At 40.4% G+C, this 17606-nt stretch carries 10 protein-coding genes and 1 pseudogene; 5 read left to right on the forward strand and 6 right to left on the reverse strand.

The features are described from left to right. Positions 1-14: 14 nt before the first annotated feature. A complete protein-coding gene (locus tag E4N80_RS12500; protein ID WP_253698525.1) occupies positions 15-293 on the reverse strand; it encodes a transposase in 279 nt (92 codons plus the stop codon). Positions 294-362: 69 nt separating this feature from the next. On the opposite strand from E4N80_RS12500, the gene E4N80_RS12505 reads away from it, so the two are divergent. Next, positions 363-2255: an InlB B-repeat-containing protein gene (locus tag E4N80_RS12505; protein ID WP_436411322.1), complete on the forward strand. Its 1893-nt coding sequence runs from the start codon at positions 363-365 to the stop codon at positions 2253-2255. Between the two features lie 673 nt (positions 2256-2928). On the opposite strand, the gene E4N80_RS12510 is transcribed toward E4N80_RS12505, so the two are convergent. Next, positions 2929-5928 carry a TOTE conflict system archaeo-eukaryotic primase domain-containing protein gene (locus tag E4N80_RS12510; protein ID WP_253699494.1) on the reverse strand — a complete coding sequence of 1000 codons (3000 nt, stop codon included), beginning with the start codon at positions 5926-5928 and terminating at the stop codon, positions 2929-2931. 134 nt (positions 5929-6062) lie between these two features. On the opposite strand from E4N80_RS12510, the gene ptsP reads away from it, so the two are divergent. The 4 genes from ptsP to E4N80_RS12530 are packed head-to-tail and all read left to right on the forward strand — an operon-like array spanning position 6063 to position 10998. Next, positions 6063-7847 (forward strand): phosphoenolpyruvate--protein phosphotransferase, encoded by a 1785-nt coding sequence (gene ptsP, locus E4N80_RS12515; protein ID WP_253699495.1) that lies wholly within the window; start codon positions 6063-6065, stop codon positions 7845-7847. Next, entirely contained in the window at positions 7834-9264 is a 1431-nt protein-coding gene (gene der / locus E4N80_RS12520) for a ribosome biogenesis GTPase Der (protein WP_253699496.1), read from the forward strand. Before ptsP ends, der begins: the two co-directional genes overlap by 14 nt. A gap of 2 nt (positions 9265-9266) precedes the next feature. Further along, on the forward strand, positions 9267-9584 hold the full coding sequence (locus tag E4N80_RS12525) for a MerR family transcriptional regulator (RefSeq protein ID WP_253683202.1): 318 nt from the start codon (positions 9267-9269) through the stop codon (positions 9582-9584). Continuing rightward, the gene (locus tag E4N80_RS12530; RefSeq protein ID WP_253699497.1) at positions 9577-10998 is read left to right on the forward strand and encodes a small ribosomal subunit Rsm22 family protein; all 1422 of its coding nucleotides are present in this window, start codon (positions 9577-9579) and stop codon (positions 10996-10998) included. Before E4N80_RS12525 ends, E4N80_RS12530 begins: the two co-directional genes overlap by 8 nt. Positions 10999-11022: 24 nt before the next feature. On the opposite strand, the pseudogene E4N80_RS12535 reads toward E4N80_RS12530, so the two are convergent. The 4 genes and pseudogenes from E4N80_RS12535 to E4N80_RS12550 form a co-directional block, all read right to left on the reverse strand. Continuing rightward, a pseudogene (locus E4N80_RS12535) lies at positions 11023-13160 on the reverse strand (methyl-accepting chemotaxis protein). Positions 13161-13242: 82 nt separating this feature from the next. Further along, positions 13243-15489, reverse strand: a complete 2247-nt coding sequence (locus E4N80_RS12540) for a peptidase U32 family protein (RefSeq protein WP_253699498.1) — start codon at positions 15487-15489, stop codon at positions 13243-13245. A 62-nt stretch (positions 15490-15551) separates the two neighbouring features. Beyond that, complete coding sequence (locus E4N80_RS12545; RefSeq protein ID WP_253699499.1) at positions 15552-16379, reverse strand: sigma-70 family RNA polymerase sigma factor; 828 nt, start codon at positions 16377-16379, stop codon at positions 15552-15554. Between the two features lie 197 nt (positions 16380-16576). After that, positions 16577-17593 carry a KamA family radical SAM protein gene (locus tag E4N80_RS12550; RefSeq protein ID WP_253699500.1) on the reverse strand — a complete coding sequence of 339 codons (1017 nt, stop codon included), beginning with the start codon at positions 17591-17593 and terminating at the stop codon, positions 16577-16579. Positions 17594-17606 lie beyond the last annotated feature (13 nt).

Raw genomic sequence — 17606 nt, forward strand, 5'->3', positions numbered from 1 at the left:
TAACCCTTGCGTGCTTACTTCTTCCGGTCTACGACGAAAAAACCGAGAGCGTCCTTGAGGATTTCATTCGCTTTTTTCAGCTCCTGTATTTCCCGCTGCATCTCAAGTTCCCGCTCGTTCAACGGACTTTTGTCCGATGCGATTCTTTCTTCCTTCGCCTTTCGGCTTCTCACTTTTCTCCAGTCTGCAATCGTGTGATAACTGATTCCCAGCTGCTCGGCTGCCTTTTTCACTCCTATCTCTTCCGACAATAGCAGTGCCTGTTCTTTAAATTCTTTACTGTACTTGACCATATTTTCCCTTCCTTTATTTTTCGGGTTTTTAGGTCTGCACTTTTATGATAACGGATCATAACGCTGGCACTGCTTTTTACCGCCTGCCCGAATAATGCGGGCGGAAACGGAGGCGGAACTCCGCCGGTAACAAAGTACAAGGTAGAGCTTGACCACACCATAGGCGGCAATGTAAAAGTAACGCCTGCACTGCCCGATGACGGCATGGTAGCCGAAAACGCCGTGCTTACCTTTACGGCAACGCCGCTTCAAGGCTACGATCTTGAAAAGTGGGAACTTGACGGCACAGAAGTAAACGGCACGAAGCCTACCTACACGCTCAAAGTTACGGCAAACGCACAGGTTAAGGTATCCTTTAAACGGAATAGCGATCCGCTCAGTATGCGCTCAGTAACAATCACACCGCCGCAGCACGGCAGGGTAAGGTCCATGCCCGAAATTCCGTCCGATAACCAAGTGCCCGAAGGCAGCACAATTATCCTTACGGCAGTGCCGGATGAAGGCTATGCGGTGGACACATGGTCGGTTACACCCGAAGGCGATCTGGAAGCAGGAGGTAATGCCGGCAACAGCACGGCAACGCTGAGAGTAAGCAATGACGTTACCGTAACCGTAACCTTTAAGCAGGTACAGTTCAAAATCGATTTCGGCGTGGACGGCGGAAACGGCACGCTTACAGCAAAAGTTGACGGCAGCGAAATCAGTTCGGGCGATAAAGTGGAACACGGCAAAACCGTCGTCTTTAAGGCAACGCCTGATTCGAACTGCGCGGTCGAACAATGGACAAACAACGGAACGGTCATCTCGGGAGGAGCAAACACAACCTACAACCACACGGTAACGGCAGCGGCAAACATCAAAGTAAAGTTTAAATATACCGGAGCCGCGCTCACGGTGGATACAACAGAGCTTACCGGAACGCTAGGACGTACCTTTAGACACCGGTTCGTAACGGCAGGCTCCGGCAGCTATACGGCGGAAGCTGAAACACCGGACATCCTCACACTTTTCACAGCCGACCTGAACAGTCAGGGTGAAATCGGGATGCGGTGCGAACAAGTCGGTTCAACGCGCATAAAGATAACCGACAAAGTAAGCGGGCAAACCGCTTTTTCAGGTCTCATCACCGTTCAAGCGGATGTAAACTACTTTGAAGAAGGCGGCGTGCGCTACCACATAACGGACAAAGATGAGCGAAAGGTGAGCGTAACCGCTTATACAGATTCTTCAAACTATGCGGAGTACACAGGAACATCGCTTACCATACCCAAAGAAGTTACCCACGGCGGTGTAACCTACACGGTAACGGGCATAGAGCGCCCTTACCGTTGGGGAACTACGCTGCAAAACGTAACGGTCGCATCCGATAACGCCTACCTTTCTTCCCAAAACGGCGTTATCTTTAACAAGGATAAAACCGTATTCCTCTGGTACCCGAAAGGCAAACCGGACACTTCTTACACCGTTCCTGCAGGCGTAATAAAATTGGAAGAGGACTCTTTTAGAGACATTGGCGCACTGATTTCCGTTACACTGCCAAACGGCTTAAAGCGTATAGGAGACCGTGTGTTTCATACTTGCACAAACCTTACAACGCTGAACCTGCCGTCTTCGCTGGAATCTATCGGTTTCTCTTCGCTGCAGCGCATAAAAGTGCGCTCTATGGTTGTACCGGAAAACATAAAAGTTCTTAATGGCTACTTTCTTGCCAGATGTCCCGAATTGACGTCGGTCGAGCTCCCTTCAACGCTTACCGAAATATATCAGGATTCATTTTCGTACGATCCTAAACTGAAGACGGTAACGTGCAAAGCGGCAACTCCGCCGGTCATTACAGCAGGTACCTACGTGTTTGCAGGCACGCCCATCGCATCCGCCACGCTCCGCGTCCCCGCCGGCTCCAAAGCACTCTACCAAGCCGCAGAAGGCTGGAAAGACTTCGGCACGATTGTGGAGTTTTGATGAATTAGGGGAGTCGAACTACCCTGACCGCCCTCAAGTTAGAAAAGTTCCGGCTCTGAGGGCGGTTTAGACAGAATTTTAGAAAAAAATTAAAATCTATTGAATTTGCCGCAGCTGAATGTGAAAAGGGGTAGTTTTCACTAAAATTAAGAAATGATAGTTAATATTAGAATTTTTTACTTGAACCTTTAGTTTTACCCAAATCCCTCTGTGCCCAATCTCAACTAAAGAATCATCAAAAACCTTTATAGTAATGCGGGTTCTTAGCGATTGCAAGCCAGCGTAGCAATCCAAGCCCTAAGCGGTTCTTTTGAAGATAGGAGGGGTCATAGGGGAGGAAAGAAACTTTTATCCGAAAAAGTTTCTTTCCTCCCCTAATTTACAGTTTCTCACTCTCAGTTTCGGGAAGTCCGGTCATTAATAAAATTTCGGAAATAGGGTAACCTCTGTTTTTCATTAGTTTTGCTGTTTCTATCTTGTTGTTATATGCCCCTTTATACTTAGCATCCATCTCAAAAGTTGACATTAATCTATATTCTTGTCTTGCTTGTTCATTTTATTTTATTTTTTTAGAGTGAATACCCATAAGGATGCCTCATTGAAAACACTGTATAATAAATATACATCTTAAAATGAGGTTTAAGTCAAGAGGTAAAATAATTGAGCAAATCAGTTAGACTATTTCCATTTCCGCTTCTACAGCTGATGCGATTTCCGAATTGCAGATACGGATACTGCAATCTTCCTCTTCCAAATATCCGAGAAAGTTGATACTGCCGTACCATAAAATTTTTTCATCAAAAATAGCTAATCTTTGTGTAATATTCTCTTTCGCCGAAACTGCAGCTCCCGCCGTTTTGAGCATATTAATATACTGCTGTTGCTTTTTTCGCCGTCCTTCATCTTCATGCAGCTTTGTCATAATAAAAATTTTGCACCCGTTTGAAATAATTTTAGGTACGAGGGGTAAAAATTTTTGCACTTCCGTTTTGGAAAGGTACGGTGAATAAATAATAGCCGATTTTTTTGCGTCCATGCAGTCTTGAATAAAATCGGTTGTGTAGTCGTTGGCGGAATATAGCTTTGATGGTGCGTCTTCTTTCTTCCCTGAATCGAAAACCGGCTGTATTGTATAACCGAGCTGCTTATACCCTTTAAGCCGATTCCGGTACATTCTGTCGAAAACCGGAAGACGAAAATCGACATAGTCGAAAATCAACACTTCTTCTTTTCCTACAAAATTTCTGTGCAGGCGGCCGCAATATTGTGCAAGCGTACCCTTCCAGCTAAACGGCATTGCAAGCATAAGTGTATCAAGCCGCGGATTGTCAAAGCCTTCTCCGGCATACTTGCCTGTCGCGAGCACTATAAGCGATTCAGAGGCAGGAACTTTGTTGAGTATTTCCAACTGTTCTTTTTTTTGTTTTTGCGTTCCTTTTCCTGTAACCACGATGACATTGGCAGCTGCATCTTTTAGATTTTCTTTTAGCAATTTTAAATGTTCTATCCTATCGGAAAGAACAAGCGGCGTTCGTCCTGCTTTGACGGCGGTTTGTACATCTGAAACGATTAATAAATTCCGTGATTCCGCTTTTATCATTTCGGAATAATAATTTTGTATTGATTGTTTTGAATTTTCTTCATTTTCTGCGGTGATATGAAAATTCGTAAAACGCGGGATAAAATAATGCTCAAAATTTTGTACGCGGTTCATCTGCTTCGTAGTCGTTGCATAAAGAATCTGCCCGCACTGCATAAAGATAATCTTTTGCCGGCCGTCACGGCGTACAGGTGTTGCGGTCAATCCGTATACATATTTTGAGCGGAAGCTCTTTACAAGATTTTCCGTTCCGAAGGCCGACACATGATGGCACTCGTCGACGATGAGCATACCGTATGTATGCCGCCGCGGTTTTACCGCATCCGAATTTTTTTCCGTAAGGGATTTAATAATTGCAATATCGATAATTCCCGTAGACATATCTTTTCCTGCGGCGATCGTTCCCGCATCGTAATTCAAAAATCGTTTGACGGCTTTTTTCCACTGTTCCAAAAGGGTGTGCGTTTGCACAAGAATGATCGTATTCGTTTTCCGTTCCGCAATGAGAGCAGCGGCAGTTACCGTTTTTCCAAAGCCCGTTCCCGCAGATAAAATGCCGATATCCGATTCGAGCATAGCTTGCAAAGCCGCATTTTGCTCCTCGTATAGTTCTGCTGTAAACTCAACTTCAATACACACACCTTTTTCCCGTTCATCATTGATTTTGTAAGGCGTATTGCAATCGTTTAATAATTTTTGAATCTGATCGATATTGCCGCGAGGCAAAAGTAAAGCGTTTTCGGTTTCACCTGAACAATCGATATAGCGCGGGATATTATACAACGGAAGCCGCATTTGAAGGTTTCTAAAATATTCAGGATTTAAGAAAACCGCCGTCCGTCGGAAAATACCCAGAGCCCGCTCCGAGATTCCGGTTTTTGTAATTTCGATTTGATTTGAAAGCGTAATGTGCACCGTCGAAGAAAAATCTTTTTGTGTAAGTTGTACATTTTTCGATGCCGGATTGTTTGATTGCTTGTTCTGATTGCTTGGATTGTTCGACAGTATTCCGGAAATTTTATATGCTGTTCCGTCTTTGGCAATATCGTCTGTTTTATTGATTCCGCTGTCATCACATCCGTCCGGCAAAAAGCCATGTACGACTTTTGTAATTTCTATACAACATGTTTCCAGATCTTTTGCCGATAATTTTTTTACGGAACTTAAATAGGCCCATTGATCATTGAACGGAATAAAATCTTCATCTATGAAAACGGAACACTTATTTTTTACTGCCTGTCCTTGCAGCGGCAAAGCGATTAAATTACCATAACCGCCTTTCGGTATTGAATCTTGATTAGGGAACATTCGGTCGAATGATTCAAACGGCAGAGAATGCCGCTCATTCATAGCGGCCTGCAAAATCAACATCCCTAAGTTGCGAGCCTGTTTTGCACTAATGTTTTCACTGAAAAAAATCCAAAGATGAGCCCCTTTCCCTGAGCGTGATATTTCAACCGAAACGGGAATAGAAAATGCCGCACAGGTTTTACATACAGCGGCCGCATCTTTTTTCCATGTATCGGAACTTCCCGAGTGTGAATCAAAGTCAAACGCTAGAAATCGGCATACATCTCCTTCCATAAGCGGGTATAAACCGACAATGTCGCGGCAGGTGCTATCTTTTCCGGCTAGGTGATTAAAAATATACCGATCGGAAAGCGGCATGGGAAGTTTAAAAGGACAGGCTGCACAGGCATATTTTTTCATATCGCATTTTCCCGTTTTCCATTTGTTTTCGCAAACCGGCGAATAACCGCTTTTGTTTGATTTTGCATTATACCATCGCAGGGCAAATACATCCTGCCGGCCGACAAAGAGAGATGTATACAAATTGATTTTTTCCTGTGCCGTGCTGTTTCTATTAACAAGAGCATTCGCCGCTGTCTGCGGTATTTGCTGTTTGTCTGCGGCAGCCTCGTTTTCGTTTTTTGTCGTTTGAACGGAAGCTTTTTCTTCAAGGATAAACCGAATATCTTCATGGGCATTTGCAAAAGAATGGATTAATGCGATAAGTTCTTCATGAGAAAACGTTTTTAAATATGATAAAACTACGGGTGATATATCGGACATATTGTGTATAAATTATGTATCGGTCTATGATGTAAAAAAATAAATAGAATGATGCCTTGAGATAATAGCAAGGAGTTTGTCCCTTCCCCTAACAAGTTGCCAATCCCCCAGTTTTCTACTATAATAAAGACAGTATGAAAAAACTTAACGGACTCATAGCCTCCGACGGTTTAGCCGCCGGACCGCTATATTGTATAATGGAACAGCCTGAAACGGTGATTCCTTCTTATTCCATATCTGAAAATGAAATTGCTTTGCAAAAATCGAGATTGACCGGTGCCGTGGAAAAGGCAAAAAACGAGCTTTCGGAACTGATTTCTTCATCATCTGATGTAGAAAAAAGCGAAAACGACAAGACCGGTGAAGATATTATATCAACCCACATTCTTATGTTGTCGGATACGGCCTTTTTGGATTCCGTTTTTGCCGATATCAAAAAAACAAGGATGAATGCCGAGTTTGTTTTAAAAAGAAAATTGGACGAAACCGTTGCAATGCTGCAAACAGCCGGAGATGAATACCTTAGTGCAAGAGCTGTAGATATTCAGGATGCTTTTGAATCCGTTTTTGTTCATCTCCTTAAGCAGGGAGCAAGGGATTCCCGATTTACAAAAGTTCCAAAGGGTGCGATTATTGCAGCCAAGCTGATAAAACCCTCCGAGGCCCTCTTGGTAAAAAATGCGGGAGTGAGCGGTATAATTATGGAAGAGGGGGGTGTTACCAGCCATATTTCGATTATGGCCCGTGCCTGGGATATTCCCATGCTTGTGGGTGTAAAAAACTGTATGGATTTTGCCCGAACCAATATGCCCGCGGCTCTCGATGCGGACGGAGGCTTTGTTTTATTTAACCCTTCCAAGACTCTTATAAAAGAATATGAGAGCCGTATCGAAAAAAGAAATGCTGAAATTAAGGAACTCTTAGAAGCTCAAAAAAATTATACTGAGCGTCTTTCGATTACGACAAAGGATGGAGTTCAGGTTTCGGTAAATGCGAATATTGCCTTCCCCGAAGAAATTGAAAATAAATTTGTTACCATATCAAACGGCATAGGCCTTTTCCGTTCCGAATTTTTATTTTTAGAGGATGGTAAAATCCCAGATGAGGATACTCAGTTTGAAGCCTATAAAAAAGTTGTTGAAGCTATGGGCAAAAAGCCCGTAATTATTCGAACCTTCGATGTGGGTGCCGACAAGATGATTGATGAGCAGGAAACCTTGCGCGAAAAAAATCCCCTTCTCGGCTGGCGGGCTGTCCGTTATTGCATAGAAAGAAAAGAAGTATTTAAAACTCAAATAAAGGCTATCCTGCGGGCAGGAGTTTTCGGAAACGTTTTTCTTTTGATTCCGATGATTTCAAATATTGAAGAAATTATCGAAGTTAAAAAAATAATCGAAGAATGTAAACTTGAATGTACTGCTGCCGGAAAAAAAATAATTGAAAAGGTTAATGTAGGAATTATGGTTGAAGTTCCTTCTACGGCTGTCGTGGCCGACCTCTATGCTCCGTATTTGGATTTCTTTTCTATCGGAACAAACGATCTTATTCAATATACGATGGCGGCCGACAGGGAAAACACAAAGGTTGCTTATCTTGCAAATTATTTTGAACCGGCCGTTTTGAGGCTTATCAAAAACGTTATCGATGCACAAAGGTTTATAAAAGAACAGGTAGGGCATTTGGTTTCTATGTGCGGAGAAATGGCCTCGCATGAAGATGCCGCCTTTTTACTTTTAGGAATGGGTTTGAGACATTTCAGTATGCCTGCCGGAAAAATTTTAAAAATGCAAAAGTTTATGCAGTCCGTAAATGTCAAGGATGCGGAAGCCTTATACGAAAAAATTAAAAAATTAAATTCCGCATCTCAAATAAAAACAGAGGTACAAAAAGCATTGGAGAAATATTATGCCGAAAACTAAAGATGAAATTATTGATGAAGAAAATATAAGTTCAGATGGCTCGGAATTTTCTCATCAAAAAAAATATAAAAACATTCCTCTGATAGCCATTGTAGGCCGACCCAATGTCGGCAAGTCTACATTGTTTAACCGCTTTTTAAGAAAGCGCCGTTCCATTACCGATCCGACTCCCGGCGTAACCCGCGATCCTGTTGAAGCACAGGCGATTATAAACGGCCTTCCTGTCATGCTTGTCGATACGGGCGGCTTTAAACTTACAAGGAGCGGCGATAAATTTGAAGATACGATAGATGAACTTGTTATGGAAAAAACTATTTCCACTTTAAAAAAAGCCGACAGGATTTTGCTTCTTCTCGATGCAGGTCTTGCAACTGCGGAAGACGAAGAGTTTATTCAATTTTTACGGCCATATTTTAATAAGCTGGTTGTTGCCGTAAATAAGACCGAGGGCGGAAGACTCATGGCGGAGGCTTGCAACTATTACTCTTACGGCTTTAAATCCTTGACCTGCATAAGTGCCGAGCACGGCGATAATATTTCGGAGCTGGCTGAAGAGTTGACAACCGGTCTTGATTTTAGCAAGGTAGAAGAACTTGAAGAAGATGATACAATAAGAATTACGATTGTCGGTAAACCCAATACGGGAAAGTCAACATTGGCAAATTATCTTACAGGTTCTTCCGCTTCGATAATTTCAAATGTTGCAGGAACTACCCGCGATATTGTTGAGGGCGAATTTTCTTATAAAAATAAAAAATTTCTTATTCAGGATACTGCGGGAATAAGGCGCAAGGCAAAGGTCAATGAAGATATAGAATATTATTCCGTAGTGCGTGCAATTAAAAGCATGGACAATGCCGATATAGTTTTTCATCTGATAGATGTTCAAGAAGGCTTAACCGAGCAGGATAAAAAAATTATAGTGCAGGCTACTAACCGCGGCCTCGGCGTTATCTTTGTTTTAAATAAATGGGATTTGATGGAGCAAACAAAAAAAGCTTTTAAGGATGAAGAAGAACGCATAAAGGTTATGTTCGGCAAAATGGATTATGCTCCCGTACTCGCTATTTCGGCAAATGAGGGGACGGGGATTAAAGAGCTTTTAAACACGGCCGTCAAAATGTTCGAGCAGCTAAATAAAAAAATAGAAACATCGGCTCTAAACATTGCCTTAAAAGATTGGCTTCAGGCTGCTCCTCCTCCGCAAGGCCGCCAAACAGCCTTTACATTTAAGTACATTGTGCAGACAGGTTCCCGTCCGCCGGAATTTTTGTTATTCTCAAACAGGCCCGATTATGTAACCGAGTCTTATATGAGGTATATTCAAAATAAAATCAGAAGCGATTTGGGTTTTGAAATGATTCCCATCTTGCTTAAAGTTAAGGGAAGCCGAAAACGCTGGGAAGAAAGGCTTTAGGAATGAAAGGGTTTTCGATAGGTGAAGTTGAAAAAATTACAGGAATAAAATCTCATACTTTAAGATACTGGGAAGACAATATTCCCATCTTGCAGCCTAAAAAAGATTTGGGCGGAAGGCGTATTTACAGCTCCCATGATTTGGGAATCATCTATCGGCTGGATTATTTAATAAATAAAAAAAAGTACACGGTTGAAGGAGCTGCTGCCGAAATAATAAATCAAAGTGCAGCCCAAGGCTCCCTTACGGCTAAAATATCCGAGCTTAGGGATCAGCTTTTAGATATTTACGGAATTATACGGGAAGAAAAAAATGACTGAACAAAATAAACCATTTTACGAAAAGTTTGTAAAGAAGAATGAGGCAAAAATTCATCATCAAAAAAAGAAAGAAATTGATGAAAACCTGAACAAAGAAAAGAGGTCTGAAAAGAAAAACAATAGGGAAGAGTTTCCGGTAAAGATTGTAAAGACAAAAAATACCGGCAAAAATATTTTTAAAGAAAATGATGAAGATACAAAGGCTCTTTTAAATTCCTTTGACTTAATAATAAAGGATGCTCTAAAACTTTCTTCAAAACAAACTGCTTCGGTTCCAAAGGATATCCGTATCCTATTCCATGAGCTTACAAATGAAAGAGGCTCGCGAAAAGTAAATTACCTAAACAATCCCGTAAAATTAACGGCCTATATTTACCACTATATGTGGTGGAACTTGGTGCGTATTTCAAAATTGATAGGTAATCTTGATTTTGATTTAAAGGACGGAGACATAATTGCAGACTTCGGCTGCGGGCCTATGACTCTTATGTGTGCTTTTTGGATTGCCAAGCCTGAATTGCGCTCAAAAAAACTTCATTGGTATTGTGCCGATATTTCGGGGAAGGCTTTGGCGGCAGGAGAAGCTTTGTTTAATTCTCTTTTTGCTTTTACAAATCAAAATGCCGGAATAGAACAAACATCGAATTGGAAGCTTACAAAATTAAACGGCAGCTTCGGTCTTCCGTTAAAAGAAAAGGTAAACCTTTTTGTAAGTGCAAATATGTTTAATGAAATATTTTGGGATTCTTCAATTAAGATTGAAGGTGAAGCTGAAAGAGCTGCAAAAACAATTCAGCATTATCTTCAAAAGAACGGAGCAGCCTTGATAATTGAGCCCGGCATCCCTCTTGCAGGCGAGTTCGTTTCGGCCTTGCGTAAAAACTTTATCGAAAAAAAATATAAAATTATTTCTCCCTGTCCCCATGTAGAAATCTGTCCCATACCAGGGAGAAAAACGGCTGAACAAAACAATATAAAATATCCTATAGCCTCGGATAAATGGTGCCATTTTTCTTTTTATGCGGATGATGCTCCTCCAAAACTTGTTGAGCTTTCTGAAGCTGCAAGACTTGAAAAGACTAGGGCAAGTCTTTCTTTTATATATTGCAGAGGCGAAGAAAAAAAGGAAAAGCCGATTGAGTATAAAAATGAAAAAAAAGAAAAGCAGTCTGACCTTGAAAATGAAAAAAAAGACTTCCTTGCACGCATAAGCTCCGAAATAATAAAGCTTGGCGATGGAAAGATCGGCCGTTATGCCTGTTCCGAAAAAGGTTTTTTACTCTTAACCGAAAAAAAAAGCTCTCGGTCAAAGCTTAAAGAATATGTAGACGGCTCTCTTATAAAAATTGAAAACGAAAAAATAAACCGGTTCTTCCATGACAGAAAAACCGGTGCTTTGATTATTCGAGTTTAATTATAGTATTTCCAGAAAAATACCTTATACTTTAAACTTGTTTACTTCGATAGATAATTGCTCAATACTGTTTTTATTTTTTTGAGATATATCGCTTACTTCTTTGCTTGATTCATTTATTGCAAAAGCTGCCGTAGCCATCTCATTCATGCTATTGGTTATGTTTCTGGTAAGTGTATCAAGTTTTTGCATCTCTTCTGAAACCTTAATACCTCCGGACAACATTTCTACCGATCTGGTCTTTACTTCACCGGTAATCGTATTTATGTTTTTTATTGCATTAAGAACTTCATTGCTTCCGTTTTCTTGTTCTTTCATTGCAAATACCATAAGTTCTTCTTGCTGTGAAATTTGGTTTACCAGCTCATACACCTTAATAAAAGATTTTTCAGCTTCTTCACCGACGACTGTGAGCTTTTCGATAATCTGGGTAGATTTTTTCATAACCTCGCCTATCTGCTTACCCTGCATATTAGATTGTTCTGAAAGTTTTCTTATTTCATCAGCTACAACGGCAAAGCCTTTTCCGCTTTCGCCTGCATGTGCTGCTTCTATTGCAGCATTCATGGCTAAAAGATTTGTCTGACTTGCAATGTTTTGAATAATCTCACTCGTTTCAAGCAAGGAGGCCGACAAAGATGCTATTTGTGCGACTACGTCATTTGCTAATCTTGCTCCTTCTTTACCGCTCTTTGTTTTCTCATATACGGTTTTTATAAGAGTATTGTTTTTTTCAAGATTGTTTGTAACTGAGGCTATGTTGGCAACCATTTGTTCAACTGCTGCAGAAGATTCCTCAATGCTTGATGCTTGTACTTCAATGTCGCTGTCCAACTCTCCAAGCCTGCTTATAACCTGTTCGATTGTTGCAGATGTTTCCGTTACACTGGTACTTTGATTGACCGCTTGTGTTTTTACCGATTCTATATTTTGAGTAATTTGGTGTATGGCACTTGCTCTTTCCGATATATTTTGTGCAAGTATTTCACCGATATCCTTCATTTCTTGCGAATTCATTAAAACCGTTTTTATCATATAGCTTATTTTTGCAATTGTGTCGGAAAAATAACCGATTAGTTTTCCAATTTCATTATTACCCGTTGAAGGAAGTACAACCCGCAGGTCTCCTTCCGATATACTTTTAAGAGCTATGATAACCCTATTAACCGGTCGTATGATAAAAAGCTTTGTAAATATTATGATTGTCAAGACAAATAGGATAAATATAAAAAGTAAAACAGCTGCTGTCTTTAGGAAAAAGCTTGCTTGACTTTTTTGAATTGATTCAATCGAATATAAAAATTTTGAGTAGCCTACTATATTCCCTGAAAAATCATACATAGGATAATAAGCCGCTGCATTAGTTTCTTCAATTTTGATAAGGCTCTCTTTGTTTCCCAGTTCTTCCATAATCGCAGTAGAATCTTCGGAATTATTGTTTTCAAAATTGGAAGCTATTATTTTATAAGTATTGTCCAAAGTGCGTGCACAGATGCTTATATTTAAACCGCCTTCCAAGACTTCTTTGGAGCAATCATTAAGAAAGCCCTGTATAAAGTCGTTATTAACATCGCCCCCGTATTCTACCGAACCTATGTGTTTGTTGTTTTGATCAAAAAGAGGCTTTACTACTCTAAAGCCCAAGTCGCTTACTCCTACTTCAAGACCGTGTATTTCTCTTTTTTCGGAATTTGCTTGTAAAATTGTTTTTCTAAACCCTGAAAGATCATCATCAAATTTCTTGGGGTTGTGAACACGTAAAAATGAAATAGCGGGAGATTTGTGAAAATGAAATTGTTTAGCTTTGTAGTTCTTTTTCATTTCATCAAACAAGGGCGAGGTAAGTTCGGTAAGGTTTTCCTGTCTCTTGCTGCAAAAGCTTTTATTATTTCGTCATTTTTAGCAATATTATTCAATATTATCTTACCCATAAGCTCATAAGTATTTAATTCATGATTAAAGGCTGAATGTTTTAAATCTGCCATCATCTTTATTTGATTTTCAGAGAATTTTTTAAGACTCCGCCAATCCTTGTATGCGATTATTAGATATTGGGCTAAAAGCAATATAACGGTAAAAAACAAAAGTTTGGTTCCTATAGAATGAAACTTTGTTTTTGCCGAATGAGAAAGCTGAGTTGTGTTACCTGTTATTTCTGTCATAAAATACTCCTCCTTAGATAACAAAATTGAGATATATCCATTATACTGTAAATTATCAAAAATATCAATAATTTCTAAAATATTACTTTTGTTTTCTTGCCTCAATTTTTATAGGATCATAAAATCCTTCTTTCCAGTTGAAACGTGAAGTGTCTTCCAGAAAGATTCCCTTCCTGCATGAGTTTACAATGTGTCTGTACTCACTGCGTTCGATTTCCGTGTGAGAAAAATCGAGAAGGAACTTATCAAAACCTTTCTTTTCGAGGGCTCCAACGCGGTCGGTTATTGAAAAAGGTTTTTCCGGCAGTACAAATGAAGCGGACGGTGTTGAAAAAGTCTTGAAGGCCTCTCCTTGTTTATCGGAAAAATACAAGAAATCATAAGTTTTTGGAAGCGTAAACCTCATTCTAAAGAGGGCAGGATAGGCAAAAACGGGGAGCAGTACCTGTTTTCTCATACCTGGAGCATAAACCTCTTCAAGGTTTTTTTGAGAGTTTTCGATTGGGGATATAAACTTTAAAATATTATTTTCTTGAAGCCATTTTACAGCCCATCGGTTAAAGCCGTAAAGATATGGGCCGGCAACAAGGTTTAGATTTTTATTTTTCAGCATCGTAATGTGAGCAGGATTATTGATTACAAATTGAGTATAGCCCTTTTCGATGAGGTCTAAAAGATAGATTTCAAGCTCATCGCTTTCGGCCTGCCCCATAAAAGGATCGAGGGAAATAAAGATTTCCCGTTTTGAGAAGGGGAGTGCTTTGCCGCTTTTTCCGGTGCCGGCTAAGGCTTCTCTTGTATCTTCGTTTAGGTTTATAATGACTCGCACAGGTTTGTCGGAAAGAATAGTGTGGAGACTGCTTACAGAAGATACTTGGACATAGAAGCCGTCAGGGAAGATATCGATATTGGATTTACTCAAAATCTTTTTAGCCCGCTTGTCGTCCTGTTTGTTTTTTGCCCCTGCCTTTACATTTTCATTAATGTTTCCGGCAGGGTTCCCTTCGGGATAGAGTTTAAGTTCGGGAAGTTTGTCGTCTCCGGGCCTTTTTCTAAAAGAACTCAAAGTTTTGGGCAGCACCGGAGCATAACGTTTGCTCATGCTTTTAGTCTGCAAAAGGTAGACGCTGTCGCCTATGCCGAAATCGGCAGGGACCTGAACCCATACTTTTTCGCCCGAACCGGTTTTTTGTGAAGAGGATTTTTCAATCCTTATGTCTTGAATCTTCCAGCTTTCCCTGCCTCGGTCATCCTTTGTATGAAGCCGAATCGAATCCCCAAAATCGGGGGTATAGGAGCCGCCTTTTAAAAGCACATAGTGAACCTTGCGCATGGGCTCTTCCTTTGTTTTCCCTTCAACTTCTTTAATCTTAAATTGGGCGGTTTTGTCTATCGTTCCTAAAAAAATACCTGTGCCGCCCGCCTGATTCGGGTTTAATATTTCCTCAGCCTTTGACGAAACAAATAAAAAGCTTGTCTTTTTTCGGGCAAAGTCTCCGGCCAGGATGCGGCGGCCTGTTTCGACGGCTTCCTTTTTATTCTTTTCCCAGTTGTCGATTACATGGCGGTAGGCTGAAACTACCGTTCCTACATATTCCGCACTTTTCATTCTTCCTTCAATTTTAAAGGAGGCAACTCCCGCTTTTATAAGGTCGGGAACATAATCGATGAGCTGCAAGTCATGGGGAGAAAAATAATAGCCGTCTTTGTCACCTTGAGGTGTGTGGGCCGTGTAAAGTCTTCGGCAGGCTTGGGCACACATTCCGCGGTTTGCCGATTTTCCTCCGAGGTATGAAGAAAACATACAAAGCCCCGATTGGCAGACGCAGAGAGCGCCGTGCACAAAAACCTCAAGCTCGCAGGAAGTGTTTAAGTTGACCGCTTCAATTTCTTTTAGTGAAAGCTCTCTTGCTAAAACAACCCTTGATATTCCGAATCGGCTTAAAGCATTTGCAGCCTTGGCCGAGGCTATATTCATCTGGGTTGAGGCGTGAAGCTTTAATTTTGGAAAGTGTGTTTTAGCCATTTGGACTATACCTAAATCTTGAACAATGATTCCGTCAGGAGAAACGGAAGCAAGGTATTTTAAAAAGCGGTACATCTTTTCGGTTTCTTCTTGGGTTAAAACCGTATTAACGGTAACATAGACCTTTTTATTCCGCTTGTGGAGGCTGTCTACGGCTGCTTCAAATTGGCTCCATGCAAAATTGGAGGAACGCATACGCGCATTAAAAGTTTTTAAGCCTAAATATACGGCATCGGCTCCTTCGTTTACGGCAGCATCAAGGGCCTCAGTATTCCCTGCCGGAGCTAAAAGTTCTATGTCCATTGTTTATACCTCTAGCCCCATTCTATCATATTTGATAAAAAAAATCAGGTAGGAAAGAAAAGCTATACCGATACCATTGCTTTAATCTTATTTGTATCGGCTCTTAATTTTCTTAAAGCCCGCAGTTGGGTTTGGCGGATGGATTCAGCCGAGATTGAATATTTTTTTCCTAAGACGGCAAATGTGGTCGAGATCATAGTACCGTCAAGACCGTATCGGTTTCTTAAAACATCTTTTTCACGGTCATTGAGGATTTCCAAACACTTATTTAATTTTTCTTTGAATTCATTATCTATAAACTCTTCTTCCGGGTTATAGGTATTGCATGGAATAAAATCATACAGGTTTGCCGATCTTTCGTTATCAACCGGATCGTCTAAACTGCATATATCGGTATAGTTAAACGATTTTATCTGAGCGATAATATCTACTTTTTCTTTCATTATTTCTGCAAGCTGGCTATAAGAAGGTAAAATTCCGTATTTTATCCTATAATTTTCTTCTTCTTGGTGTACTTGACGGATTAAGGCTTCTTTTCTTACGGGAAGTTTTATAACTTTGTCGGCAGAATTTAAGTATCTTATAAAAGATTGTTTTATCCACCAAGCTGCATAGCTTGAAAAACGCACTTTAAACGATTTTGAAAATTTAGAGGCCGCCTTCATAAGTCCCATATTGCCTTCTTGAATGAGCTCCAAAATTTGGTTTTCATTTGAGCTGAACTTTTTAGCCATTTTTATTACAAGCCTCAAATTTGATGTAATAAGAGTCTCTACTGCCTCTGCATTGCCTTTTTTTACCTCATCGGCTAATTCTGCTTCTTGTTCGGCTGATAAAAGAGGATATTTTTTGCTATCCTTAATGTATTGTAAAAGCAGATTTTCCGTCATAATTTATTACCTCATAAGTTAGTAAGCAAAAAGCGTGCTAAAATATATTTATTTTTTCTAACATTTATAAGATGCTTTTATAAGTTTGCCTAAGTTTATTTATTTTTTACAGGGTAATAATGGAGTTATTAAAACTTATAGACGCTTCAGATCAAAAATCATAATTTTTGGTAAGATGCTGTATATTTTTGTATACATTAATATGTATACTTATGTATAACGCCGTCCATACCAAGGGCACTAAAACTTAAATCCTTTTTTTGCTCTATTATTTTTTTGGAATAAATAAGTGCCGAAAGAGGAAATTTCCCTCCTCCCCCCGGAAGATCCGCCGCAAACTGAGGGCGGGATAGACCTGATAATTTCTGTTCTACTCTTTCCCAAAGCTCTAAGGCCTCTTTTAAGGGAACACGGAAATGGGAGGTTCCGGCTGCAGGATCCAACTGAAAAAGATAGCCCGGTTTTATGCCCATGCAGGTAAGCTTATGAAAAAGCTTAATCAAAGTTTTTTCATTATCGTTTACTCCTTTTAGAAGAACTGTTTGACTTTGAATGGGTATGCCGGCTTCAATGCAGGCATTTAAAGCCTTAGCTTGCTCTTTTTCAAGCTCTGCAGGATGGTTTATATGAGGAATGAGCCATAGGGGTTTTGTTTTTTTTAGCAGGTTCAAAAGTTCTTCCGTAAAAAGTTCGGGCGCAAATATCGGAGCCCTAGTGCATAGTCTTATCAAAAGGTCATCTTTTACGGCTCTTAGTTTTTTTAATATCCTTTCAAGCTTTTTAAAACCTCCGCTTAAAGGGTCTCCGCCTGAGACAAGGATTTCCGTAATCTGAGGCATCTTTTTGATATAGTCCGTAACTGCCTTTAATTCTCTGTCTCCAATATAGCTTTGAGATCGGGCGGTAAGGCCCCGTCTAAAGCAATAACGGCAATATGAAAGGCATTTTCCTGTCGTTATAAGAAGTACCCTGTTTTCGTATTGATGAACAAGATAGGGGGTGATACAGTATTTTTGCTCGCCGAGAGGGTCGGCAGTTTCGTAAGGACAGAAAGTTTTTTCGCAGGCTGAAGGCTCGACTTGGAGCCGGAGGGCTTTTGAGTCTTCGGGTTCTGCTTCTTCTATCAATTTTTGAAAAGCGGAGGAAATTAAGACAGGCTGTTCAAAATCTGCTGTTTCAGCGGCCGAAAATTCCCTCCAGTTTTTTTCACTCATATTTTAGGTGTTT

It is taken from the genome of Treponema denticola, assembly GCF_024181605.1.
Taxonomy (GTDB): Bacteria; Spirochaetota; Spirochaetia; order Treponematales; family Treponemataceae; genus Treponema_B; species Treponema_B denticola_B.

Coding starts and splice junctions, on each gene's coding strand:
- E4N80_RS12500 (WP_253698525.1), bottom strand. CDS start 293: ATGGTCAAGTACAGTAAAGAATTTAAAGAACAGGCACTGCTATTGTCG.
- E4N80_RS12510 (WP_253699494.1), bottom strand. CDS start 5,928: ATGTCCGATATATCACCCGTAGTTTTATCATATTTAAAAACGTTTTCT.
- ptsP (WP_253699495.1), top strand. CDS start 6,063: ATGAAAAAACTTAACGGACTCATAGCCTCCGACGGTTTAGCCGCCGGA.
- der (WP_253699496.1), top strand. CDS start 7,834: ATGCCGAAAACTAAAGATGAAATTATTGATGAAGAAAATATAAGTTCA.
- E4N80_RS12525 (WP_253683202.1), top strand. CDS start 9,267: ATGAAAGGGTTTTCGATAGGTGAAGTTGAAAAAATTACAGGAATAAAA.
- E4N80_RS12530 (WP_253699497.1), top strand. CDS start 9,577: ATGACTGAACAAAATAAACCATTTTACGAAAAGTTTGTAAAGAAGAAT.
- E4N80_RS12540 (WP_253699498.1), bottom strand. CDS start 15,489: ATGGACATAGAACTTTTAGCTCCGGCAGGGAATACTGAGGCCCTTGAT.
- E4N80_RS12545 (WP_253699499.1), bottom strand. CDS start 16,379: ATGACGGAAAATCTGCTTTTACAATACATTAAGGATAGCAAAAAATAT.
- E4N80_RS12550 (WP_253699500.1), bottom strand. CDS start 17,593: ATGAGTGAAAAAAACTGGAGGGAATTTTCGGCCGCTGAAACAGCAGAT.